This window comes from Bacteroidales bacterium (assembly GCA_013141385.1).
Taxonomy (GTDB): Bacteria; Bacteroidota; Bacteroidia; order Bacteroidales; family Tenuifilaceae; genus UBA8529.
This window is the reverse complement of record JABFRB010000014.1, coordinates 23,427-46,337: the sequence shown is the minus strand read 5'-3', so window position 1 is coordinate 46,337 and position 22,911 is coordinate 23,427. Positions and strand designations below refer to the sequence as shown.

22 protein-coding genes are annotated in these 22,911 nt (G+C 36.0%); 8 read left to right on the top strand and 14 right to left on the bottom strand.

Going from position 1 to position 22,911, the window contains the following annotated elements:
• The first annotated feature begins 37 nt into the window (after positions 1-37).
• From HOO91_06835 to HOO91_06825, 3 genes are all read left to right on the top strand, one after another.
• Positions 38-778 (top strand): PorT family protein, encoded by a 741-nt coding sequence (locus HOO91_06835; protein NOU17259.1) that lies wholly within the window; start codon positions 38-40, stop codon positions 776-778.
• A 124-nt stretch (positions 779-902) separates the two neighbouring features.
• Positions 903-2,477: an FAD-binding protein gene (locus HOO91_06830; GenBank protein NOU17258.1), complete on the top strand. Its 1,575-nt coding sequence runs from the start codon at positions 903-905 to the stop codon at positions 2,475-2,477.
• Positions 2,478-2,790: 313 nt separating this feature from the next.
• On the top strand, positions 2,791-4,206 hold the full coding sequence (locus tag HOO91_06825) for a sugar transferase (GenBank protein NOU17257.1): 1,416 nt from the start codon (positions 2,791-2,793) through the stop codon (positions 4,204-4,206).
• Here the strand turns inward: HOO91_06825 and thpR are convergent.
• The 12 genes from thpR to HOO91_06765 form a co-directional block, all read right to left on the bottom strand.
• On the bottom strand, positions 4,187-4,756 hold the full coding sequence (gene thpR / locus HOO91_06820) for an RNA 2',3'-cyclic phosphodiesterase (protein NOU17256.1): 570 nt from the start codon (positions 4,754-4,756) through the stop codon (positions 4,187-4,189). The genes HOO91_06825 and thpR overlap by 20 nt on opposite strands.
• 60 nt (positions 4,757-4,816) lie before the next feature.
• Positions 4,817-5,062, bottom strand: coding sequence for a hypothetical protein (locus HOO91_06815; protein NOU17255.1), 246 nt, complete (start codon positions 5,060-5,062; stop codon positions 4,817-4,819).
• Between the two features lie 81 nt (positions 5,063-5,143).
• On the bottom strand, positions 5,144-5,887 hold the full coding sequence (locus HOO91_06810; protein ID NOU17254.1) for a hypothetical protein: 744 nt from the start codon (positions 5,885-5,887) through the stop codon (positions 5,144-5,146).
• Between the two features lie 278 nt (positions 5,888-6,165).
• On the bottom strand, positions 6,166-8,439 hold the full coding sequence (locus HOO91_06805) for a T9SS type A sorting domain-containing protein (protein NOU17253.1): 2,274 nt from the start codon (positions 8,437-8,439) through the stop codon (positions 6,166-6,168).
• Between the two features lie 21 nt (positions 8,440-8,460).
• Positions 8,461-9,048: a hypothetical protein gene (locus tag HOO91_06800; protein ID NOU17252.1), complete on the bottom strand. Its 588-nt coding sequence runs from the start codon at positions 9,046-9,048 to the stop codon at positions 8,461-8,463.
• Between the two features lie 664 nt (positions 9,049-9,712).
• Positions 9,713-10,090, bottom strand: coding sequence for a hypothetical protein (locus HOO91_06795; protein NOU17251.1), 378 nt, complete (start codon positions 10,088-10,090; stop codon positions 9,713-9,715).
• A 483-nt stretch (positions 10,091-10,573) separates the two neighbouring features.
• Positions 10,574-11,221: a DNA repair protein gene (locus tag HOO91_06790; GenBank protein ID NOU17250.1), complete on the bottom strand. Its 648-nt coding sequence runs from the start codon at positions 11,219-11,221 to the stop codon at positions 10,574-10,576.
• Positions 11,222-11,949: 728 nt separating this feature from the next.
• Positions 11,950-13,326, bottom strand: a complete 1,377-nt coding sequence (locus HOO91_06785; protein NOU17249.1) for an aldehyde dehydrogenase — start codon at positions 13,324-13,326, stop codon at positions 11,950-11,952.
• 26 nt (positions 13,327-13,352) lie between these two features.
• Positions 13,353-14,159, bottom strand: coding sequence for an SDR family oxidoreductase (locus HOO91_06780; GenBank protein NOU17248.1), 807 nt, complete (start codon positions 14,157-14,159; stop codon positions 13,353-13,355).
• Positions 14,160-14,534: 375 nt separating this feature from the next.
• The gene (locus HOO91_06775; GenBank protein NOU17247.1) at positions 14,535-14,813 is read right to left on the bottom strand and encodes a DUF2442 domain-containing protein; all 279 of its coding nucleotides are present in this window, start codon (positions 14,811-14,813) and stop codon (positions 14,535-14,537) included.
• Positions 14,810-15,115: a DUF4160 domain-containing protein gene (locus HOO91_06770; protein ID NOU17246.1), complete on the bottom strand. Its 306-nt coding sequence runs from the start codon at positions 15,113-15,115 to the stop codon at positions 14,810-14,812. Before HOO91_06770 ends, HOO91_06775 begins: the two co-directional genes overlap by 4 nt.
• Before the next feature lie 230 nt (positions 15,116-15,345).
• Positions 15,346-15,945, bottom strand: a complete 600-nt coding sequence (locus tag HOO91_06765; protein ID NOU17245.1) for a DUF4294 domain-containing protein — start codon at positions 15,943-15,945, stop codon at positions 15,346-15,348.
• Between the two features lie 150 nt (positions 15,946-16,095).
• Between HOO91_06765 and HOO91_06760 the strand changes: the two genes are divergently transcribed.
• The 3 genes from HOO91_06760 to HOO91_06750 all read left to right on the top strand — a co-directional run bounded on the left by HOO91_06760 (position 16,096) and on the right by HOO91_06750 (position 17,543).
• A complete protein-coding gene (locus HOO91_06760; GenBank protein NOU17244.1) occupies positions 16,096-16,605 on the top strand; it encodes an RDD family protein in 510 nt (169 codons plus the stop codon).
• 257 nt (positions 16,606-16,862) lie between these two features.
• Positions 16,863-17,345 carry a hypothetical protein gene (locus HOO91_06755; protein ID NOU17243.1) on the top strand — a complete coding sequence of 161 codons (483 nt, stop codon included), beginning with the start codon at positions 16,863-16,865 and terminating at the stop codon, positions 17,343-17,345.
• 6 nt (positions 17,346-17,351) lie between these two features.
• A complete protein-coding gene (locus HOO91_06750; GenBank protein ID NOU17242.1) occupies positions 17,352-17,543 on the top strand; it encodes a CDGSH iron-sulfur domain-containing protein in 192 nt (63 codons plus the stop codon).
• A gap of 36 nt (positions 17,544-17,579) precedes the next feature.
• Here the strand turns inward: HOO91_06750 and rsmI are convergent, their stop codons facing one another.
• Positions 17,580-18,293, bottom strand: coding sequence for a 16S rRNA (cytidine(1402)-2'-O)-methyltransferase (gene rsmI, locus HOO91_06745; GenBank protein ID NOU17241.1), 714 nt, complete (start codon positions 18,291-18,293; stop codon positions 17,580-17,582).
• A gap of 228 nt (positions 18,294-18,521) precedes the next feature.
• Entirely contained in the window at positions 18,522-19,331 is an 810-nt protein-coding gene (locus tag HOO91_06740) for a hypothetical protein (protein ID NOU17240.1), read from the bottom strand.
• 78 nt (positions 19,332-19,409) lie between these two features.
• Between HOO91_06740 and HOO91_06735 the strand changes: the two genes are divergently transcribed.
• Both HOO91_06735 and HOO91_06730 read left to right on the top strand, forming a co-directional pair.
• A complete protein-coding gene (locus tag HOO91_06735; GenBank protein NOU17239.1) occupies positions 19,410-20,003 on the top strand; it encodes a thymidine kinase in 594 nt (197 codons plus the stop codon).
• Between the two features lie 203 nt (positions 20,004-20,206).
• Entirely contained in the window at positions 20,207-22,666 is a 2,460-nt protein-coding gene (locus tag HOO91_06730) for a bifunctional UDP-N-acetylmuramoyl-tripeptide:D-alanyl-D-alanine ligase/alanine racemase (protein NOU17238.1), read from the top strand.
• Positions 22,667-22,911: the final 245 nt, after the last annotated feature.

Below are 22,911 nucleotides of genomic sequence, written 5' to 3'. Positions count from 1 at the left end.
TAAAAGTAACTCGTTTCTATTAGGCAATTTGTTTATAGTGAAAAACTCCAAGAAATACTTTGTTTTATTTGTAATGCTGATTTTGGCCTTTTTTGCCAATGCGCAGTATAAGAAACCTGTATTGCTTAATGATCCTGAATATGATGTGGGTAAAAAGTTACGATTCGGATTTTCTATTGGCATAAATTCAATGGATTTCAAAATTAAGAATGGGAGAGGTATCGAAATTTCAAAAGATTTAAAGGATACTACACAGTATTTTGCCGATGTCAGCCATATTGTTCCTGGTTTTAATGTTAATGCGATAGTAGATTATCGTTTAAATGAAAACTTTCATTTACGTTTTCTGCCTGGGTATGGTTTTGGGCAGCGTAACCTTAATTTCTTTTTTCCTGCGAATATGTTGGCGAAGCAGATGAAGATTGAATCCTCTTTTATAGAGTTTCCCCTTGGTATCAAATATTCTGCTAATAGAATAAATAATTTTAGACCTTATGTTTTAGCTGGTGGCAATTACAGGATAGATTTGGCCACTCATAAAAAGTTAAATGTTGAGGAAGGCGTTCTTCTTCGATTGGTAAAGAGCGATATATACTATGAAATTGGTTTTGGAACCGATTTCTTTCTTCAGTATTTTAAGTTTTCTATAGAATTTAAGTATTCCATTGGGCTTAATAATGTTTTGTCAAGCGATAATGCAATTGGCTCTGAGAATTATGTTCAGGCTATTAGTAAAATAAACTCCCAGATTTTCATTGTAGCGTTTCATTTTGAGTAAGAAGTTAGTTAGAAGACGGAAGATGGAAGTCGGAAGACCGAAGTCAGTAGTTAGAAGAAAAAGATAAAATATTCAACCAGCGTATCTTCATCAACAAACAATAATTCAAAACTCATAACCGATAATGCCCATCGATATAAACGTAGAACTTTCACCATATCAGGCAGTTGATCCATTGCAAGTCAAAAAAGTGATTGCTTCAAAGCTTAATTTAAAGGTCGATCAGGTTGGTGAATATATTATTACACGTAAATCAATTGATGCACGTAAGGCTAAAATAAAGGTAAATATAGGTGTGCGTGTATTCGGGCCACAAGAACCTCTTTTTACTGATGCTCCTGAGTTTATTTATAAAGATGTTAGAAATGCTGAACCTATTGTAATTGTTGGTGCTGGGCCAGCAGGACTTTTTGCTGCGCTCAAACTATTAGAACTTGGCATCAAACCAGTTATCGTAGAACGAGGAAAACCTGTTAGCGACCGTAAACGAGACATCGCTTTACTAAGTCGAGAGCACAATCTTAACCCCGATTCGAATTATGCCTTTGGTGAAGGCGGAGCAGGTACATTCTCCGATGGAAAACTTTATACCCGTTCAAAGAAGAGAGGCGATTTCAAAAGGGTTCTTTTTGCATTACATAATCATGGTGCCGACGAGAATATTATTTACGAAGCGCACCCACATATAGGAACAAATAAACTTCCGGGAGTAATTGTTAAAATTAGAGAGACAATTCTTGATCATGGGGGACAGTTTTTATTCAATAGTAGGGTTGAATCCATTATTGTTAAAGACAATAGTGCAAGAGGTGTTAAACTTTCAGATGGACAAGTTGTTGAGGGACGTGCTGTAATACTGGCTACAGGCCACTCTGCCCGTGATATCTATCAAACGCTTATAAATCAAGGGATACAAATTGAGGCAAAGGCTTTTGCCATGGGGGTTAGGGTGGAACACTCTCAGGAGTTAATTGACCGCATTCAATACCACGGAACCAAGCGGGATGAATTTCTTCCAGCATCATCCTACAATCTGGTTCATCAGGTTAATGGGAGAGGGGTTTACTCGTTTTGCATGTGCCCCGGCGGATTTATTGTTCCTGCGGCAACATCACCGGGCGAGGTGGTGGTTAACGGAATGTCTCCTTCGCAAAGGAATTCCCTTTTTGCAAATTCTGGGATGGTTGTTGAGGTTCGGCTCGAAGATGTAGCTTCTTATTCTAAGTTTGGTGAACAGGCAGGGTTAGAATATCAGCATCATCTAGAAACACTTGCGGCTAAATATGGTGAATTTGGAGTAAAAGCACCAGCTCAAAGGCTTGATGATTTTGTAAATGGACGATTCTCTAGTTCCTTACCAATTTGTTCTTATCATCCAGGTACAACCTCATCGGCAATGCATGAGTGGTTACCCAAAGATATTTCCATTCGTTTGCAGGAAGGATTTAAAGAGTTTGGCAAAAAAATGAAAGGATTCCTTACGAACGATGCAATCATTCTGGGTGTTGAATCCCGAACATCATCCCCAGTTCGCATACCACGTGACCCTGAAACACTACAACATATTAGGATTAATGGACTTTTTCCTTCTGGGGAAGGTGCTGGTTATGCTGGTGGTATAGTATCCTCAGCAGTTGATGGTGAAAGATCGGCAGAAGGAGTAGCAAGATATCTTCAATTGAATTTCAAGTCGGTTTAGTCAATGATATTTATTTACAATAGTTCGGTAAACTTTTTGGTGTATTTTGGTGGCTAGGTGATTTTGTGGCTATTATAAAATTTTTGCCACCAAAACACGAAAACACAAAATATCACAAAAACAATATGTTACAAATCAATAATAAAACTTTAACGAACTATTGTCTTTATATAACAGACAAAATCAACAAAAGGATAAGAAATACAACGAAACTTATTTCTAATCATTAAAAGAGTTTGCCCTAGAATTGGATGCTTATTTTTTCGTAATGTGTATATTTTACCTAAATTGTGAACCCCAAAAAAAATGAACAGTGAATAGAAAAAAGCAGATTATTAAGTGTGTTTTTTTTGATCTTATAGGTATAGTAATTACTTGGATTTTATTTGTTTACTATAGAAATAAATTCACTAATAATTCAATTGCATCTGATTTACTACCTTCCGAAGCATTAGCTAAGTATTACCTTGGTTTAGCCTTTTTTACCATATTCTGGTTATTTCTTTTTAGTCTAGCAGGTTTCTATAATGATGTTTTTAGAAAATCAAGAATTAAAGAATTGGGTAATTCAATTGGAATAACATTATTAGGTGCTCTTGTGATTTTTTTCATCTCATTGAATATAGAATCTGTGTTATCATCGTTTTATTACTTTAAACTTTTTTATACCCAGTTCATTCTTATATTCATTTTCACCTATTTCCCTCGATTGGTAATCACATCAATTACAATTCATCGCATTCATACACGCAAATATGGTTATCCTACAATAATTATTGGTGAAGGAAAAAAAGCTCTTGATCTGTACAACGAGCTTCAGGCTCAGGTAAAATCGCAAGGGTATAAAATTATAGGTTATATTGAAACAGGAGATAATTCTAATGAAGGTCTTGCTAGTATTATCCCAAATTTAGGTTCAATGCAATCCATAGCAGGGGTGATTCAACAATACAAAATAGAAGAGGTTTTACTTGCCCTTGATAATACCGATAATAAGAGCATGCTTAAGCTAATTAACGAGTTGCTCTGCCTTAATGTTATGATTAAAGCGATCCCGAGTCTTTACGATTATTTAACGGGAAGGGTTAAGATGTCCGAAATATTTAGCGCACCATTATTTACCATTTCGTTTGAGCTGATGCCCTCTTGGCAGGTTAAGGTTAAGCAACTAATGGATTATGTACTTTCCTTTATAGCATTGATTATCCTTTTACCTATTGTTTTACTATTATGTATTCTGATTAAGCTTACCTCAAAGGGTTATATAATCCATAAGCAAGAACGGGTTGGGCAATACGGAAAACCTTTTACTTTATATAAATTCCGCTCGATGTATATTGATGCTGAATCATCAGGCCCAGCGTTATCAAGTAAAACAGATACTAGGGTAACTCCTTTGGGACGATTTATGAGGAAGACTCGTCTCGATGAAATTCCTAATTTCGTTAATGTGATTAAGGGGGAGATGTCGTTGGTGGGACCAAGACCTGAAAGACAATTTTTCGTAAACCAGATTGTAGCTATTGCTCCACACTATATACATCTGCAAAAGGTAAAACCTGGAATTACATCTTGGGGACAGGTTAAGTACGGCTATGCCGAAAATGTGGATCAGATGGTGGAACGGCTAAAGTACGACCTCCTTTATATTGATAATATGTCGCTAATTGTTGACCTGAAAATTATAATTTATACTCTGATCACCGTTTTTAAAGGGAAGGGAGTTTAATTATTTTTAATGGTTTGTATATAGCTCCGCTAGGTTTTAAAATACTCTGGTAGAAAATTACTTCATCAACCTTAACCTCTTGCAAAACATTTGATGCATTATTGTTAATAAAGCTGGCTAAACCGTTTGGAAATCGCATTTGCTTTACCCTTCCTAGGGTAAAGTGAGGAGAAAATCTTTCCGATTGCGCCTCAAATCCCAATGGCATTATTGCACCGCTAACAATTCTATTTAATTGGTTTAACTTTTCAGCATTTGCAATTCCCGCCCAAATAACCTTAGGCGATTTAGGGTGACCAAAAGTTCCAAATCCCTTAATTGTAATATTGAACGAGGCAAAATCTTGTAATTCACGCTCAAGGTTTTGTTTAATTGTATCAATCTTATCGGTTGGAGTATCTCCCAAAAAGAAGAGGGTTAAATGAAGCGAATCCTCATTAACCCATTTAATAATGTCGTTGCTAAGTAGTTTTTTTAGTTCCCTCCATTTAGTGGCTAATTCCGTCTCAACCTTAACGTTTATGGCTATGAATGTGCGTTGTGATTCCATTTTTTCAATTAATATCTTCCAGTAATTGTTTTGGTTTTAAGGTTTTTCAGGATGCTCATCCTAATAGTTTTGTGCCTTGTTGGAAAGAGTTTTCGTTTTGTCCATCCTATCAACTCCTTTTGCTATTACATAAAATCCTTTGTTAAAAGCTTCAGCATCTTCGCCTATTATGTCAGATCCTTTGTTAAAAGTTTCAACACCTTCGTCTATTATGCCAGACCCTTTGTTAAAAACATAAACCCCTTTGGCAAATATTTCAGATGCTTCGTTTATTACGCCAAACGCTTCAATAAAAACGTCAGCCACATTGAGTAATACATAAACCCCTCTTACTATTACATCATGTACTGACGTTCATGTTTTAAGCAGCTAGCCTATTGCAATTTTCTACCTTGGTTTTGAAAACTTAATCCCGCTTATCTTTTTATACTGGGGGCTTGATGCACCGAATACTGATTTAATATAAATTTTTACATCGAGGGCAACATCAACCATGCCTGTGTTGGGTTTGTACAGGATGTCGTTTCGTGCAATACGGGCGTTGTTTAAAGGAATTTCGGCGGTGGTAACCGCTAGGTTTTTCGCTTTTAAATCGTTTAAAACATCAATAAGGGTTTCTATCTTTAATTCTTTTTCGTTTGGGGTGTACTGTGGAACTGAGGTTAAGAGTTTAATTAGCTTATCGAAGTTTTCAATACGACTATCGTAGCTCATCTGCGATGATGATATTTCTACTATTTCCTTCCCTGCATCGGCAGCAACCTTTTTCTGCTCCTCAGTTTTTTTAGGGGTTGCCCTACGACCTTGCAGCTTGCGAACAATGGATTGTGCTGTTTCATCAACCTGAACCGTGGTGTCCGTTGCCTTTAAGGCGTTAATAATTTTGGTAACCAATGTGCTAAAGGGTTTAAATGCAGCATCGCGTGCATCTTTAGCCAATTTAAGATTAAGGTCTGCTACACTTACCGCATTAACAGCATTCTTTGAAGTTGTAGAAAGAACTGTTAGTGCTGGAATTTTTAAGCTCGCCTTTGAAGGGTTGTAGGTTTCACCGTAAGAGGTAATGTCCGTAATAATGAAATCGAAGTTTGCAACATTTTTTGCATGACCCGTTTCTGATGTACTTGCCATAATAATTTAATTAGTGTTTAATTATAAGACCAAATTGTAGATTAAAATTAAATAAAATATTTTATTTGAGCAAGTGTGAATAATGTTTTAATCATAAAATTAGCTAAAAATCCACTATACCATTATGTATGCACTCTTTAGGGATTATTTAGTGAGGGTTTGAAACCAAAATTACAAAACAAATTTTAAATGGATTTAAAACCCTATTTGCAGCAAAGAGCCGGATTAAAAATCCGGCTCAACGTTGGGCTTATATATCATTGATTATTGCATTCATTCTATTTGTTGATGATTACCTGATGTTTCTCGGTGTATTCATTATTCCCAATCTCAAAGATGTAGACACCACGCTTTAAATCTGCAATATTTATTGAAGCATTAATCGTCTTAGAGTACTTTAAGAATTTCTTAAGATTACCTTGAAGGTCGAATACTCGCACAAAATCGAAGGAGGAATAGGTAATCATTGCTGAATCGGCAATCTTATTGGTATTTGCAACTGACAAAGTAACCATTGATGATGCTGGGTTTGGTGAAACGGAGTAGTTGGCTATTCTTGTGCATTCGCCAGTTGGGGCAATACTGTTACTGAAAGCAGAGGTGCCACAAAAATTGGTAAGACTGCATTTTACTGTTTTGGTAACCCTGCATGGGAAGTACAAATCAAACACGTTGTTAATTTCATTTTGTTGTAATATCCCATTTACATACCAGTTATAGGTTGCGTTACTATATGCAGTAGCCGTAAACTCAACGGTGGTTGGTTCACCGCTAGCTGATATTTGTTGTGCGCTGATGGATGGGGTTGAGTTACCAACAGTAACAGATATTTTTGGTAAAGGAATACTACTGCAGGAATTAGCAATCGTTGCCTGAACCCAACCGTTTCCACTACCATTGGCTATATATGTAGCAGTATTTCCAGATGCGTATGACAAGCTTAGGTTAGAGCTACTACTCCATGCCACAGAGCAGCCTGAAGGTAAGTTGTTAACAGTAAAAGTGGAATTAGAGGAGCATACAAACGAGGGGCCGGAGAGGGATAGCGTTGTGGGTAGGTTATAACAGCACCCCTTAATTTTAGGGTAATTGGTAGATATTTGATTTAATAGCCAACTTACCAACCCTGCATTCTTGGTTTGATCAGAAAGATGAGATAAATTATCGCTTGACAGCCCATAAATTGCATCGAACGGATTTTTATTCTGCTTGTTAGCATCATTTCCTATATCATAGAACAAATTATCGGTATCAAAGCATAGTGCGCTAACCGTTGGAATAAATGTGTTATTCGAAATATATGCAAAACTACAATTGATCTGTTTGTTTAAACCATCTACAATCATTCCTCCAATTGGGCTATAGGAGCCGGGAGCAAAGTCCATGGCTTCGTGATTATTGTAGTTCCAAACTTTTGTTGTGCTATATAAGGGGAGAAAAGGGTTATTATTGGGATTTATATACCAATATTGCGTACAGAACCAGCTACCCAAATTCCAGAAACTTGTGCTTCTGGTGCTGAAATAAGGGTAGTTATCCGAATAGATTGTACTAACCCTTGCTTCGAAGGAGGCTGCTGCCACCGCTTGACACGGGGTTATATTGAGTAATGATACTGAGCCTCCAGTACCTACAGGTATATTGATATCTATCATTGGCATGGCGGAATGCTGAAAATCTTTATTTCCATCATGATCATAATCTAGGTTCGAACGCTGGGGTCTTCCGTTCCAATTACCCAAAGAAATTGCAATATTCCTGCAATTTTGTGGAAACCCGTTGCACGAATTCAAACTATTTAATTCCGAAAAGAAGGTAAGGTAATCGCTGTTTATAGAAATTTCCCCGCTTGCTTGATCGAAGGAGGTTAGGCGGTACTTAAGCATCTGCTTGGCAGCTGTAGCTTTAAATAAATTTAGGCTTTTTGCAAGTTTTGGAAACATTTGTAGATAAACGGGGTAATCGAACCCTAGAGCCAATTCCTGCAAGCCTACTGGCACATGAGCTCCCTTATGCGGAGAATCGAATGAAACGTACAGCCTAGTTTTATGATCCATCCCATGCTGCTCCATATAGGTAAGGGCGTAACGGGCAACAAGCCCACCCATGCTATAGCCAACAACCACCAATGGCTCGGTATTGGGTTTTTGCGCGTTGATCTGGTTAATCAGCTCAACCAGAAGAAAAGCATTTCGCTGTATATAGTCCCCGCCATTGCTAAAGTTAAGGATTACAATATCGTAACCATTTACATGTAAACTTGAGGCTAAACCACCTTGATCAATTATATCATATAAATCTGTAACATCTGGATTTAAATTGTTTGGATCGAACTCAAATTCATTATTAGGATCGAATCCCTCAACAAATATTAAGGGTTTTCTAAGTGTATTCAAAGAAATATTGTAATTATTCCAAGCCCGATAAACCATATAAGTTCCGCTGGCAAATGAACCATTATAAGAAATCTGTGCAGCTATTGCGGTAGGTTGAGAGTAGCTGTTGATTCCTGTTATGAGATTAAATAGTAATACAAGGATAAATTTTTTCATTCTGCTTGTGATTAAGGCTTATTAATATAGGTTGTAAAAGTCGTCAAATCTTCCTTCGGTAAGACTCTTAGATGTGCCATCAGGTTTTACCAACTTTAAGGTGAAGGTGCCAGATACGATTTGCATTGAGGTATCCAACCTGGTAATTTGTAACAAAGAGGTTACAGAGTCTTTGAGCATATAAGAGTTACTGCACGCACCATCCTGAAATCTCGTTGAGTCCATACATCCAGAACCATTATGTATTTTTGCCAAAACATTATCCCTATATGAGAAATTATAGTAACCAACGGATTCTATTTTTTCGGCATATAATGCTATCGAATTTTTTTTATCCGTATTAATTGCATTTATAACTAACAGATGATATTTTGTTGAATACTTTATAGTTACTGCTGGCGGGCCTATTATTGAAGCTGTAGATCGAGGTTTCCATATTTTCCCATTTATAAGTACTCCAAAGATTCCACTTCCAGTCTGAGTAGGCTCTGGAAGCCCTTCCTCTAATTTATCACATCCCACAAGGGTTATAAGTATAAATATTGCTAAAACAATGATTTTATTGATTCGTTCAAGCAAATAGGTTGATACAATAGATACTTTATTCATGTTTTTGATATTTTAATGTGTTAATGATTTAAATATTACTTAATAAGTTGTGCAATGGCTTAAATTTATTGATTTTCTGATAAAAATAGTTAGATTAAAAGGTTGACAAAAAACAGATTCTGTTATAACAAAAAACAAACTAAAAGTAATAAAAAGTTTTTTCATATTTATTTCCTTTAAAATGGTATTACAGAAAGAATGTTTCCAAAAGAATCAATTATAGAAATTTGTTTTGGCACTCTTTTTCTCGAATTGGATATCTCAATCTCAATTTCAAATTCATTATTATTATCCTTAATTAATTTTAGGATATCAATTGGCAATATTCGGGCTAACGAGGGTTTCTATTGTTTGAGTACAATGCAGTCAAAGCCTGTATGAATAGTTAGTACGAAGATACGCTTCGCTAATCTTCGCCCAGCGGGGGCACAGACTACAAGATATAGAAAGGACGAGGCTAGAGTCTCGCCCTTTTTATATTTTACCTACCATAAAGAATAGATGGACGGCGGCGCAATTTGTCCCGATGTTTTTTATCGGGAGCCAACCACCCAACCCAATCATTTTTGGTTCTTATAGCCTCAGTTTAACTGGGGGGGAGGTGTTATTATGTGTTCGCCCGGCTGTTAACATAAAACTTTCTGTTTAAGTTCAGATATAAATTTTACCAATCGTTCTTATACTTTCGGTAATTTTCACCTTCCTTCCAAAAAGCGTAACACTCTTTCATTTTTTCAATCTCAAAATTTTTGTCCTCTTTTAATTGCTCCCAAGGAGTGCCCAATAATTCCTCACACAATTTATAAAACCCGTCACCTTGTTCTCTGTCTCTTCCTTGATGAATAACAAGCGAGCTTAAAAGTGGTCTGCCTTTTTCAAATTCGTGCCTTGAAATTTCCCCCAACCATTCTCCAATTAAATCCCTGTCATAACCGTTTTGAAAATTCAGTCCTAATTGCAATTGGTCGTTGAGTTGAGAATATGACCAAGGTGTTTTTAGTCTTGCTAGCTCAATTAATTTTTTGCGGATATCTTTTTTCATGATACTAAAGTTTAAAATAAACTCCGACAAAGTAGTTTACAGTGTCGGAGTTTGGTTAATTACTTCTTAGGTTTTGGAGGATTATTGTCTCTTCCACCACCTGAAGGTTTTCCTGTTGTGCTTGGCTTACCGCCATTTCCCTTTGCCATTGGTTAAAATAATTAATTGTCTGTGCCTACTCTTTATCGGATTTTCGGCATACTCCGTTTTACAGGTATTAATTTTTTCGGTCGTTTTCAAGTTGTGTTGTCTTCACGGGTGACGCACAACTTAATAGGGGATAATCGTTTATATGCCTAGTTTTTCCAGACCTATACATCCAATTTAGGTTTATAGGTCTGGTTTTTGGCATCCTTATACAAATATAACTTTTTTGTAAATTACTGAAAGATTGATTCCGTTGTAGAATTTAAAACACTCCAAAATTTGTTTGATAAGTTGAATAGGTCAGCACAGGGATTGCGCATTATAGATGGGGATTTGCTATGATTTTATCCTCTCTATCTCCCTCCTCGTTAATCCCGTATATTCTATAATCTTTTCTATAGGTTCTCCCTTTTGTTTCATTGTTTTAGCCATCTCAATCGCCTTTTTCTTTTCTCCCTTTTTCTCTGCAACCCTTACTGCCTCCTCCCTAATCTTCTTCTCCTCGGCTCGGATTCGCTCAATTAGCTCAAACGAGGGAACGTACTTGGTGCTTTCCCCCAGCTTTTCCATTAAACCTTTAGCCTCAAAGTTTAGGTAGGATTTGGTGGAGATAATTAGGTGGTCAAACACCTCAACCTTGATTATACGTCCTACCTGAATTAGGCGGTCGGTGAGGTCTAAATCTTTTTCGGAGGGGTTAAGCCTCTCGCTGGGGTGGTTGTGTATTAGGATTACCCTTGTGCAGCCTTTCGTCAGCGCAAAGCGGAACACGTTTATGGGCTCTGCATAAGTGGCTCCAACGCAGCCCAAGCTAACCAGCTCAACATATTTTATGCGGAAGCTCGGGGCAAGTCCCATTACCCAGAAGTGCTCCTTTTCCCTATCAATTTTATCCTCACGCAGGAGTATCTCCTTCATTACTTTGAAGGCATCATCGGGGGTTCGGATTTTTATGTGCTGCTTGCGGGTGAGCGTTATGTTCATGGATCTGTTTTTTCCGTTGAGTGGAAACAAATGTAGGAAAATTTTGGGAAAATTGACTCACCCCCCAACCCCCTCTCTATTCTTTGAATTAACATTAAGCATTCATTAAGCGTTTGTTTTTCAATTCATAATCTATTGAATAGAGAGGGGGAGAAAGATGGTTATTAAGAGAGATTGCTGGTTGCTTCACTCCCCTCTCTCTTGCCGAGAGAGAGGGACCGGGGGAGAGTAAGTTTTATTGGTTATGAGTTCCGAATTTTTGAAGAGATAAATTGAATGATGAACAAGGAACAACGAATGTAGATTTTAGAAGATTTTGGGGAACAAGCTGATTACGTATACATCAAACATCAAAAATCGTTGTTCCTTGTTCTTAAATTAAAATAACAGATCCTTCGCTGCGCTCAGGATGACAGTTTATATTGAGCTGACGTTGATTAGGGTTTGTTTCTAATGTCAGAAAATTATACCTAAATTGAATATCGAACAAGGATCAACGATTTAGCTACGCTGAGCTCGCAAAAAACGCTCGGTTTAGATTTTATAAGATTGCGGGAAACAAGCTGATTGCGTAACAAACATCAGAAATCCTAAATCGTTGTTCCTTGTTCTTAAATCAAAATAGCAGATCCTTCGTTCTGCTCAGGATGACAAGGGAATCATATTGCAATTCATCATTATTAAGGAAAGGGGCTGAAAGTTTCTGAATAGCATAATCTGTAATTGAGCTATATAATCTTTCTAATTAGCTTGAAATATTTGAACGGCACATATTTGAATGGCAAATCAATCCAGGTTGGTGTTGATACAATACCACGCTGATTGCTGAAAGCCAGAAAACTATCTTTTCCGTGATATTTACCCATACCACTATTCCCTACTCCTCCGAATGGCAGATGATGATTTGTGATGTGCATCAGGGTATCGTTTATACAACCTCCGCCCGAAGTTGTTTTTGAAAGAATTATCTCTCCTTTGCCAGATTTTCCGAAGTAATAAAAAGCCAATGGTTTTTCATTTGAATTAACAAATTCAATAGCTTCATTAATATCTTCAAAAGTTAAAATCGGTAGAATTGGTCCAAATATCTCCGCCTGCATTACTGGATGTTCATGCAATACATCGTCAATAATAGTAGGTGATATAAATCGTTCTGACTTGTCGGTTTTTCCTCCAAATCTAATTGTTCCGTCCTTTAGGTAACCTGCTAAGCGGTCGAATGCCTGTTCGTTTACAATACGTGGAAAATAATTACTTCTCTGAATGTCTTTTCCGAACATCCCCTCGATTTTTTCTGCAATCTTGCTTATTAATTTTTCTTTAACCGAATTATGCACAAACACATAATCGGGAGCAATACAGGTTTGACCCGCATTGATGGTTTTTCCCCATGCAATTCGTTTAGCGGCAACATCAATATTGGCATCTTTATCAACAATGCAAGGACTTTTCCCTCCTAATTCCAGAACAACTGGAGTAAGATTTTCTGATGCCGCTTTCATTACGACTTTCCCAACAGCCGGGCTTCCAGTGTAAAATATTATATCAAATCTTTTAGAGAAAAGCAATTCATTGGTTTTCCTTCCTCCCTGAACTATATTGATATAGTTTGGATTGAAAGTTTCCTTAACAAGTTCTTCCATTACTCTTGCCGTATTTTCGGAATATGGCGAAGGCTTTAAGATTGCACAGTTTCCGGCAGATATTGAACCAACCAACGAATTCATCAGTAGCTGGAACGGATAATTCCAAGGAGCAACAATCAGCGAAACACCTAATGGCTCATAAATTATTTTCCCCGAAGATGGTAATAAATGAAACGGAGTGCGAACCGATTTTGGTTTTGCCCATTTTTTAAGGTTTCTGATATGGTTATCAATCTCCTGCCTTACGATACTTATTTCAGTTAGATATGCTTCCTCAAAAGATTTGTGCAAATCAGCCCAAAGTGCGTCTGCAATTTTTTTCTCATATTTTATGATAGAGCATTTGAATTTCTTAAGCTGTTCAAGTCTGAAATTTACATTTTTAGTCTGATGGCTTCCGAAAAATTGACGTTGTTCAAATAGAATACTATCAATTCTATTTTCTAATGTATCTTGCATAATATGTGACTTTTATGAGTGAATGATTATTTATTTTTATGTCCTTCGAAATGTTCCATAGTTTTGTAAATTCCCATTACACCACCAATAAACCAATCGAAAAACCATATAGGCATTACTCCTTGCCCAAACCTTACAAATCGCATACTCCAAGGCATACTTACAAATGGTAGGTTGCGTTCGATACCTCGTATAACCTTTTTAGCAACTTTTTCGGGTTTTAAAATAGGAACAATTGATTTTACACCATCAAACATTCCTGTATTTATATAGTATGGTGTTACCGTTGTAACCCCAATGTTTTGGTGGAGTTGTTTCATTTCAAGTCTAAGGCTATCACTCCAACCAATTGCTGCCCATTTGCTTGCAACATATACCGACATTTTGGGATTGGAAATAAGACCTGCCGAAGAAGCAATATTGCAAATATGGCCGAAGTTCTGTTTTTTCATAGCAGGTAAAAACTCATTTGTAATAAGCATTGGTGCAATTGTGTTGATATCCATTGTTCTTTTAATATCGTTGTACGAATGCTCATCAAAATACTTTCCAATTACAATTCCTGCATTATTAATCAGGATATCAACAATTCCGATATTTGTACGCACATTTTCTGCGGCAGATTGAATTTGTTCCGGGCTAGAAACATCAACTATAAACTTGTATACTTCACCTAAATTTGAGAATTCGGCGGTAGTTGCATCAAGCATTAGCTGATTTATATCCCAAATAACCAATTTCGCTCCTTTTTGCAAGGCAATACGCCCCATTATTTTTCCAATACCAGAAGCTCCTCCGGTAATCAAAACAAGTTTGTTTTTAAATTTACTCATGGATTTAATTTTTTAAATGATTATGATTCAGAAATACAGTATCTTCCTAAAATAACCCGACAGGTTTTTAGCTAAAAACTACTTTAAGTTTACACGAAGATATGATATTTCTTTAAATTTAATCCAGAAGGGATTGAAAATGAATAGCCCCGCATGCAATGCGGAGTAAAATATGAGAAATACAATAACTACAAAGTGATTGTATATTGCTTATATAATGAATTCTGCGGAAGTAGGTTTTTGTTATTTGAATATTATGCAGGTTAACCCTAGAAGAATAGATGGACAGCGGCGCAGCCTATCTCTCAACCCGATCATTTTTGGTTTTTATATCTTCAGTTTAATGGGGAATCTCTCAATTGTGTGTAACTGTTTTTATAGTCTTCCTTCGTATAAGTTATCTATTGGGAAAATTAAATCATAGTCATTCCAATTCAAATTACCATCAACCAATTCAAATGATTTAAACATTTTCTCATCCAGATATTTACGAATTGATGGATGAAGAGAGGATTCTAAAAAATGTTTAAAATCCACCAAGCGATTTACACCGTCATTGAAGGAAATCCGTATTGCGAAATCTCCAATATATTTTGCTGATTTTATTTCTAATAAATCAACCTGTAAATCATTGTATTCTTCCACTATTCTCATTTGATTCTTGTATTAATCTTTTCAAATTCAACATCTTTGTGGTAAATGAAGTAATCAACCCATTTTTGTACAATTTTATCAGCATATAATTCAAGAAAATCCTCAAAATCTTTAAGTTTAGATCCAGTTAAAGGGCGTGATCCTTTTATTTGTTTTATCTTAATTTCAATAATCTTGCCATCAACAATATAAAATTCAGCTTTACTTTCGAATTTATCGTATTTGCCATGAACATGGATTGGCTCATGCTCATTGGAGTAAAAAAATAGCAGAATCCCTAAATATTCAAAAATCTTTGGCATTGTTTATCTTTTTGCCCAAAGTTAAGCAATCTTACCATTTAATGCAAACTGTTGATCCGAAGCGGTTTTTGCATTTATACACACGGATTTAAAATCGAATTCAAAACTCTAATAGCAGTAAAGAGTCTGATCAAAGTTATGGCTCAAAGTTTAGATCTCAAATATTCAATTTGGCAGGGATTTCTGCTATATAATCCCGAGGAAATTATATGTAAATAGCCCCCATTTTTCTATAGCTGATTATGTTCGTAAAGAACTATCAGCTCGTTTAGCATTTTATCTTCACCTTCGGAATCGAATTCTGCTTTAAGATTTGAGCCAAATATACGGGCAATGGCTTGCCAAAATCCTGCTGAAAATTTTCCTTTGAGTTCTCTAACTAGCTCGTATGAGGTTTTTCCTGTTTCCCTATCAATTAGTTTTATTAGCAATTTACCCTGAGAAACGGTAAGTTGGGTTAGTTGCCCTTCGAATTGTTCGCGAATTTCTTTTTCTGCTTGATTTATAAATTCTTCCTTATCTCGTTTTGCTGTGAGTAGTTGCAATTGCTCATTCATTTCGCTAAGTTTGATTCTTGCAATTCTGGCATAAGGATATACTATCTTTATATTCCTAATTATTTTTTGATATTGTCTATAGTCTCTATTCGTTTTAAAAGTACGAGTGGGAAATACAACTATTTCGGGTATTAACCAGTTTGGCACAAGCTTTCCGTCTATTATTCTAGTTGATGGTATAGTTAAACCATCAATAACAACGGTCTGTTGCGCCAAACATGCTGAGATGTTAGCCGTTAAAATAAAAAGTAATATTAGTATACACCTATTCATAGTCGATTTACATAAACTTAAACGTTTTTTCTTCTTTTTTTGTTTTAAGAATATGATAAGCAAAAGTATTTTTTATTTTAAAAAATTGATAAAAATATTTTATGTGTTGATTTTTTTTATGAATTTTCAAAAAAAATAAAACTAATAGTCATGGAAGTTATTTCGAGTTCGGAACAGAGTCAAGTAAAATATGCTGGATTTTGGTTAAGATTTGCAGCCTATTTAATTGATCAACTTGTCATTTCGGTTGTAGGGGGTATCCTTGCTATCCCTGTAATATTGGGTGTTATAGCATTTGGATTAAATCTAAAAGATATTGAGAGTCGCTCAGATTTTTTTAATAACGGTGGATTATTTATGGTGGGTGGGATTATCGGTTTGGTAGTACTCGCAATTTTAGTTTTCATTGTGATGAAATGGTTATACTATGCAATTATGGAATCGTCGAAGTATGGTGGAACCTTAGGTAAAATGGCGGTGAATATCAAGGTTGTTGATTATGAATATAATAGGATTAGTTTTGGAAGAGCCACCGGTCGATATTTTTCCAGAATTATCACTAATATGACCTTTTTTATAGGATATATTATTGCTGGATTTACACAGAAAAAACAAACACTTCACGATTTAATGGCGAATTGTCTGGTAGTGTGTAAGTGAGGTTGTTTGGAGAAAGATTTAAATGAATATGAGTATCCGTCTAAAATACTATTTCAACAAACAAACTTAGTTGTCATTCCGGGCGAAGTCCCGGAATCCCGATATGAAAAAGGAGATTCCTGCATTATTCGCTTCGCTCATGAGCTAACGGTTCGCAGGAATGACAAAGCAAAGGTTTGATTTTGTTATTTAAACGGGTATACATTTAAACAAATTGCTATTGGCATTCGTTAATGGTTTGAAGAAATTGATTATTTATGGAAAGAGTTAAGAAGAAATATTCTAACAATGAAATAACTGTCTATTGGGACTCTGCGGAGTGTGTGCATGCATCAATTTGTTATACAAAATTGCTCTCGGTTTTTAACCCTCGTAATCGCCCATGGATTACTTTAGACGGTGCATCTGCTGATAAAGTAATTGATATTGTTAACGAATGCCCAACAAGAGCCCTCACGTTTAGCTGGAATAACCTCGAAAAGAATAAGGCTGAGAAATCACCAAAAGTTATAAAGGAAGAGATTGAGATAGATAATACTGGGTTTGATTCTACCCCCGTTAGGGTTCAAATCATGCGCAATGGACCAATGTTGATATCTGGCAAATTTAAAGTGACTGGTTACGATGGTAATGAGCTAAAATCGATGCAAATGATATCGTTATGTAGATGTGGTCAGTCAGGAAGTATGCCATTTTGTGATGGTAGCCATTTTAAAAAGAATTTTAATGATGAGGAGTAATTGGCAATGGATGAGAATAAAAGAGTATCAGCAGAAATAATTCTTAGTAAAAATGGTCCAGCTAAGATTATTGGGAATTTCGAAATCTTTAGTTTTGATGGTAAATCATTAACAACTGACTTTAGCGAAGAGGTTTACTTATGTACCTGTGGTAAATCCAAGTGCAAACCTTTTTGCGATGAGAGTCATAAGGTCTAGATTCAGATGAAATGAGAATTGTATGATTGAGGTGGTTTATTCTTCTTCACCATCATCCAATAGTTCTTCACTCTTCACCTTTCCATATCCTTCAACTACAACTACAATTTCGCCTTTAACTCCTTTCTTCTCAAAAAAAGCAGCAAGTTCTGTTAGAGTTCCTCTAGCAGTTTCTTCATGAAGTTTTGTTAACTCACGCGAAACGCTTGCTTTTCGGTCAGTTCCAAATATTTGGAATAGCTGTTGTAAGAGTTTCACAAGCCGGAATGGCGATTCGTAGAAAATAATTGTACGTTCCTCATCTTTAAGGGCTTCAATACGCTTGTTCCTTCCTTTTTTTTGAGGTAAAAAACCTTCGAAAATAAATCTATCACACGGTAAACCGCTGGCAACAAGTGCCGGGACAAATGCCGTTGCACCAGGTAAACATTCAACTTCAATACCCTTTTCAACGCAAGTCCTTACTAAAAGAAAACCTGGGTCTGAAATGCCCGGTGTTCCTGCATCTGATATAAGTGCAACAGAATCACCTGCTTCAATCCGTTGAGCAATTTGCTCCACCGTTCTATGCTCGTTAAATTTATGATGGGAGTGAAGCGTAGTAGTAATCTGAAAATGTTTGAGCAAGAAATTGCTTGTTCGAGTATCCTCAGCAAGCACCAACGATACCTCTTTGAGTATTCGAATAGCCCTGAAAGTAATATCTTCTAAATTTCCTATTGGTGTTGGTACTATATAAAGTTTGCCCATGATGCCTATTGCTTAGTTAATTAGAAAAATGAATTAAGATGATTGAAAATTTAAGGTATTACACATTGTTATTTTTGGATTTATGCAAAAATAATAAACCTCTGTGTTCTCTGTGCTCCTCAATACCAATAAACATTATTATAGTAAGTATGTAGCTTATTATAACGATCATTTTGTTAGATCCAGACTTAAAACCTCTGTGTTAAAATTTGTTTCGAATTCAGGTTGTTAATCATTTAGCAGTTTACGCCGAATAAGATCAATAAACTTATTTGCTGCTTTGTTATTCTCATTCCAGCTAAAATTTTCCTGAATATATATTAATGCTTCAGCAATATCATCGAACTGGTTTATCTTGTTTATAGTGTCTTCATACAATTTACTATCTCCATCAAACAGTTCTTTAATAAAGTTAAATTTATCATGTACCCCAATTTCCTTGGTTAAATCAAATATCGGCTTGTCTTGCAATTTAGCTGCTACTGGTTTTGTTTTAATTTGATTAGAGAGCGAATCGGTCATAAATTTACTTTTACCCTGAAATTTTTCAGCAAGACTTTCGGCTTGCTGAGTATCAAGGATAGATGATTCTTTAGAATGTTTTATCTCACTTGTTTTTTCTTCAACTTTGGTTTCTTCAACTATTTCCTCCTCCTTAACTTTTTCAGGAACTACTTTCTTTACAGGATCAAAAATTGATGTTCGTTCAAAAACTTTTGGTTTCTCCGATGCTTGAATCTTCTTCTCTGTTAAAGATGTTTCAGGTTTACTTTGAGGCTTTATTTCAGGGGTTGATGGCTTTGATGGAATCTCAGGAACTTTCTCAACTTTTATGGGTTGAGGAATTATTGAAGTAGATATTATTTTTTTTTCAACATCATTTTCAAATAGCAATGAATCGTAGACTTTGCGTAGCTTTTCGAGAATTAAATCACGTTCTATCGATGAAATATTCTCTTTTTCAATTGCAAGCAATAGCAACTGCTGTGCCTCATTGAGGTTTTCAGATGCAGTTTTAAGATATTCTGTTCTTTTCATGTTGATAAGATTCTGATTTCAAAGATAAGTTTTTGCTTACTTTTGTAAAGCTAACGTATTTTATTCTTTTTTTCACATATGATATTCCAAGAAAATTCAATCGAAGGCAAAAAACGAAAAGGCTGCATAGAAGTAGTTGTCGGATCGATGTTTTCAGGTAAAACCGAAGAGCTAATCCGTAGGCTTAAAAGAGCCAAATTTGCCAAACAAAGAGTTGAAATATTTAAACCTCAGTTAGATACGCGATATTCGCAGGTAGAGGTGGTTTCTCATGATTCCAACTCCATTCACTCAACTCCGGTAGAATCATCAGGAAATATTTTTCTACTCTCTTCTGATGTTGATGTTATTGGAATAGATGAGGCTCAGTTTTTTGATATGGGACTTATTGAAGTGTGCGATAAACTAGCCAATCAGGGCGTTAGGGTTATTGTTGCAGGACTCGATATGGATTTTAGAGGAGTACCATTTGGCCCAATACCGCAACTTATGGCTTGTGCAGAGCATGTAACAAAAGTTCATGCAATTTGCGTAAAATGTGGCGATTTGGCTCAATACACGCATCGAAAATCTGAATCCGAAAAGCTTGTTTTATTAGGCGAAATGGATATATATGAACCTCTTTGCCGCGCATGTTTCAACAAGGAAACAAAGAAAAAAAAGAAAGCATAAGGGTGAAACTGACTAGTGTTATGGTAAACTTGATAAACCCCAACCCCTTAAAAGGGTCTATAACAGAGTAGTGCCGCAGTTTCCCCTCCTTTTTAAGGAGGGGTAGGGGTGGTTACTTTTAAATTTTACAATAAACATTACACTAGCAATTTTTATTAAACTTTTTTAAAAGTAAATTCCCTATTTATATAAAAGGCAGATTCATGCTTAACTACACAACTGGCAAAGTTTCTGAAATTCTCGATGCCAAAATAATTGGCAAAACTGAAAGGGTAATAAAATCGGTATCAATCGATAGTCGTTCCGTTGCTGGTGGGGAGAGTGTTCTTTTCTTTGCAATAGTTGGTCAGCATCATGATGGTCATCAATTTATCAATGAATTATTTAGTTATCATGATGTTAGGACATTTATAGTTAGCAATTCAGAAGATTTTAGTAAGCAGTTTCCTGAAGCAACATTTCTTTTAGTTGATGATACCCTTTCATCACTTCAAAAATTTGCTTCGTTTCATAGGAAACAATTCACTTACCCTGTTATTGGCATTACTGGGAGTAATGGGAAAACCATTGTAAAGGAGTGGCTGAGTCAGTTATTATCTATTGATTATCGAGTAGTTCGTAGCCCGAAGAGTTTCAACTCACAAGTTGGAGTGCCTCTTTCGGTTCTTCAGATGGACGAGAGTTATCAAATAGGCCTTTTCGAAGCAGGTATTTCATTACCCGAAGAAATGGAAAAGCTAAAATCAATAATTGAGCCTGTTTACGGTATATTTACAAACATTGGTCTTGCTCATCAGGAAAATTTTAAGGATGTAAAGCAGAAAACTCTTGAAAAATTAAAGCTTTTCTCAAACGTTCAAAAGCTTATCTATTGCAAAGATCACGAGATGATTGATAGTCTTATCAAAACGAATGGGAGAATGGCTGCTTTCACTTGGGGTAAGACTAAGGAGGCTGATATTCAAGTCAAGAAAATCACAATAACCATCGATTCAACTACAATTCAATTAGTATATAAATTAAGCAATTACTCTTTTAGCATTCCTTTTACCGATAGTGCATCTATTGAGAATGCAATGCATTGTTTTTCCTTTTTAGTTCTTTATGGTTTAGAACCAGAATCAATCCTGCCAAGGATGCACAGACTAATTCCAGTTGCTATGAGACTTGAGTTAAAGGAGGGTATCAACAATTGCACACTGATTAACGATAGCTACAACTCCGATATTGGCTCATTAAGTATCGCACTTGATTTTCTTCTTCAACAAAAACAGCATCCTCAGCGAATGCTGATTCTATCGGATATACTTCAAAGTGGGCAAGCCCCAAATGCCCTTTATGCCGATGTAGCTCGGCTTATAGCAGAAAAAAAGGTTGACAAGATAATAGGGATAGGTAAAGATATAAACCAGTTTGCTAATCTATTCAATGTTGAGAAGGAGTTCTACTTAGGGACTAATGAATTTCTCGAAAGTTTTTCGCGCCGACAAATCTCTAATACAGCAATTCTTCTTAAAGGAAGTAGGACTTTCCACTTCGAAAGGATTTCGGCAGTTCTAGAACGTAAGGCTCACAGAACTGTAATGGAAATAAATCTGAATGCATTGGTTCATAATCTCAACTATTTTAGAGGTTTACTTAAGCCAGATGTTAAGGTAATGGCATTGGTTAAAGCTTTTTCATACGGAAGTGGCTCTTTTGAGATAGCGAATCTTCTCCAATTTCACCGAGTCGATTATCTCGGTGTGGCATTCGCTGATGAGGGTGTAGCGCTTCGTGAAGCGGGTATCACACTCCCCATAATTGTGCTAAATCCATCGTTTGGTACCTATGAGTTAATGATTGAGTATAACCTTGAGCCAGAAATTTTCAACTTCTCGGGGTTGGATGAATTCGTGAATATCCTTGATCGTTCCGGTGTTGGTAAATATCCTATACACATAAAGATAGATTCGGGAATGCATCGCTTGGGCTTTATGGAAGAAGAGGTGGATGAACTCATCAATAAACTTATTAAGTATAATAACATTAAGGTTCAAAGTGTCTTCTCTCATTTTGCAGCTAGTGAGGATAATGTACATGATAATTTTACCCAAAAGCAAATTGACACATTCAATTCGATTAGCGGTAGAATTTCCGATTCAATTGGATATGCACCAATTAAACATCTCCTAAATTCAGCAGGAATTGAGCGATTTCCACAGGCACAATTTAACATGGTTCGTTTGGGAATCGGTCTTTACGGTGTTAGTTCCATTGATCAGGATAGACTTCAAAACGTAAGCACTTTAAAAACGCATGTAATTCAGGTAAAGCAGCTTAAATCTGGAGAAACAGTTGGGTATAATCGAAAAGGGAAAATCACCAAACCCTCAACCATTGCTACTATTCCTATCGGTTATGCGGATGGGCTAGATCGAAAACTCGGCAACGGAAATGGGCGATTCCTTTTAAATGGGAAACTTGTACCTACCATAGGAAATATAAGCATGGACACCTGTACGATTGATGCGACAGGCGTTGATGTAGTTGAAGGTAATGAGGTTGTAATTTTTGGTAAAAATCCAACTATATTTGATATAGCTAGGGCTATTGACACTATACCCTATGAGGTACTCACTTCAATATCAAGAAGGGTTAAAAGGATTTACTTTCAAGAATAGATTTTTCCTACAAAAGGAGTCTACGGAAGACTTTTCGACTGGACTCATCCTTGTTTTCAAATAAGTAATACTGGTATTTCAATATATTGTATAAAAATATTCTATTAACTCTCTTCCCCGAAGTTCAAAAAAGATTAAAAAAGATTAATTCGTCAAAGATCTGTCGTTATTTACCAAAGATTATTGCCTAATTATTTTAAGCACAAAAAAACTTCAGTAAATATTTATATATCTGTTATTTTGTA

Bases quoted from the DNA above. Each gene is read 5' to 3' on its own strand.
- HOO91_06785 (NOU17249.1), bottom strand. From the start codon at position 13,326: ATGCAAGATACATTAGAAAATAGAATTGATAGTATTCTATTTGAACAA.
- HOO91_06735 (NOU17239.1), top strand. From the start codon at position 19,410: ATGATATTCCAAGAAAATTCAATCGAAGGCAAAAAACGAAAAGGCTGC.
- HOO91_06730 (NOU17238.1), top strand. From the start codon at position 20,207: ATGCTTAACTACACAACTGGCAAAGTTTCTGAAATTCTCGATGCCAAA.
- HOO91_06830 (NOU17258.1), top strand. From the start codon at position 903: ATGCCCATCGATATAAACGTAGAACTTTCACCATATCAGGCAGTTGAT.
- HOO91_06800 (NOU17252.1), bottom strand. From the start codon at position 9,048: ATGAATAAAGTATCTATTGTATCAACCTATTTGCTTGAACGAATCAAT.
- HOO91_06780 (NOU17248.1), bottom strand. From the start codon at position 14,159: ATGAGTAAATTTAAAAACAAACTTGTTTTGATTACCGGAGGAGCTTCT.
- HOO91_06760 (NOU17244.1), top strand. From the start codon at position 16,096: ATGGAAGTTATTTCGAGTTCGGAACAGAGTCAAGTAAAATATGCTGGA.
- HOO91_06740 (NOU17240.1), bottom strand. From the start codon at position 19,331: ATGAAAAGAACAGAATATCTTAAAACTGCATCTGAAAACCTCAATGAG.
- HOO91_06790 (NOU17250.1), bottom strand. From the start codon at position 11,221: ATGAACATAACGCTCACCCGCAAGCAGCACATAAAAATCCGAACCCCC.
- thpR (NOU17256.1), bottom strand. From the start codon at position 4,756: ATGGAATCACAACGCACATTCATAGCCATAAACGTTAAGGTTGAGACG.
- HOO91_06775 (NOU17247.1), bottom strand. From the start codon at position 14,813: ATGAGAATAGTGGAAGAATACAATGATTTACAGGTTGATTTATTAGAA.
- HOO91_06795 (NOU17251.1), bottom strand. From the start codon at position 10,090: ATGAAAAAAGATATCCGCAAAAAATTAATTGAGCTAGCAAGACTAAAA.
- rsmI (NOU17241.1), bottom strand. From the start codon at position 18,293: ATGGGCAAACTTTATATAGTACCAACACCAATAGGAAATTTAGAAGAT.
- HOO91_06810 (NOU17254.1), bottom strand. From the start codon at position 5,887: ATGGCAAGTACATCAGAAACGGGTCATGCAAAAAATGTTGCAAACTTC.
- HOO91_06750 (NOU17242.1), top strand. From the start codon at position 17,352: ATGGATGAGAATAAAAGAGTATCAGCAGAAATAATTCTTAGTAAAAAT.
- HOO91_06755 (NOU17243.1), top strand. From the start codon at position 16,863: ATGGAAAGAGTTAAGAAGAAATATTCTAACAATGAAATAACTGTCTAT.
- HOO91_06805 (NOU17253.1), bottom strand. From the start codon at position 8,439: ATGAAAAAATTTATCCTTGTATTACTATTTAATCTCATAACAGGAATC.
- HOO91_06770 (NOU17246.1), bottom strand. From the start codon at position 15,115: ATGCCAAAGATTTTTGAATATTTAGGGATTCTGCTATTTTTTTACTCC.
- HOO91_06765 (NOU17245.1), bottom strand. From the start codon at position 15,945: ATGAATAGGTGTATACTAATATTACTTTTTATTTTAACGGCTAACATC.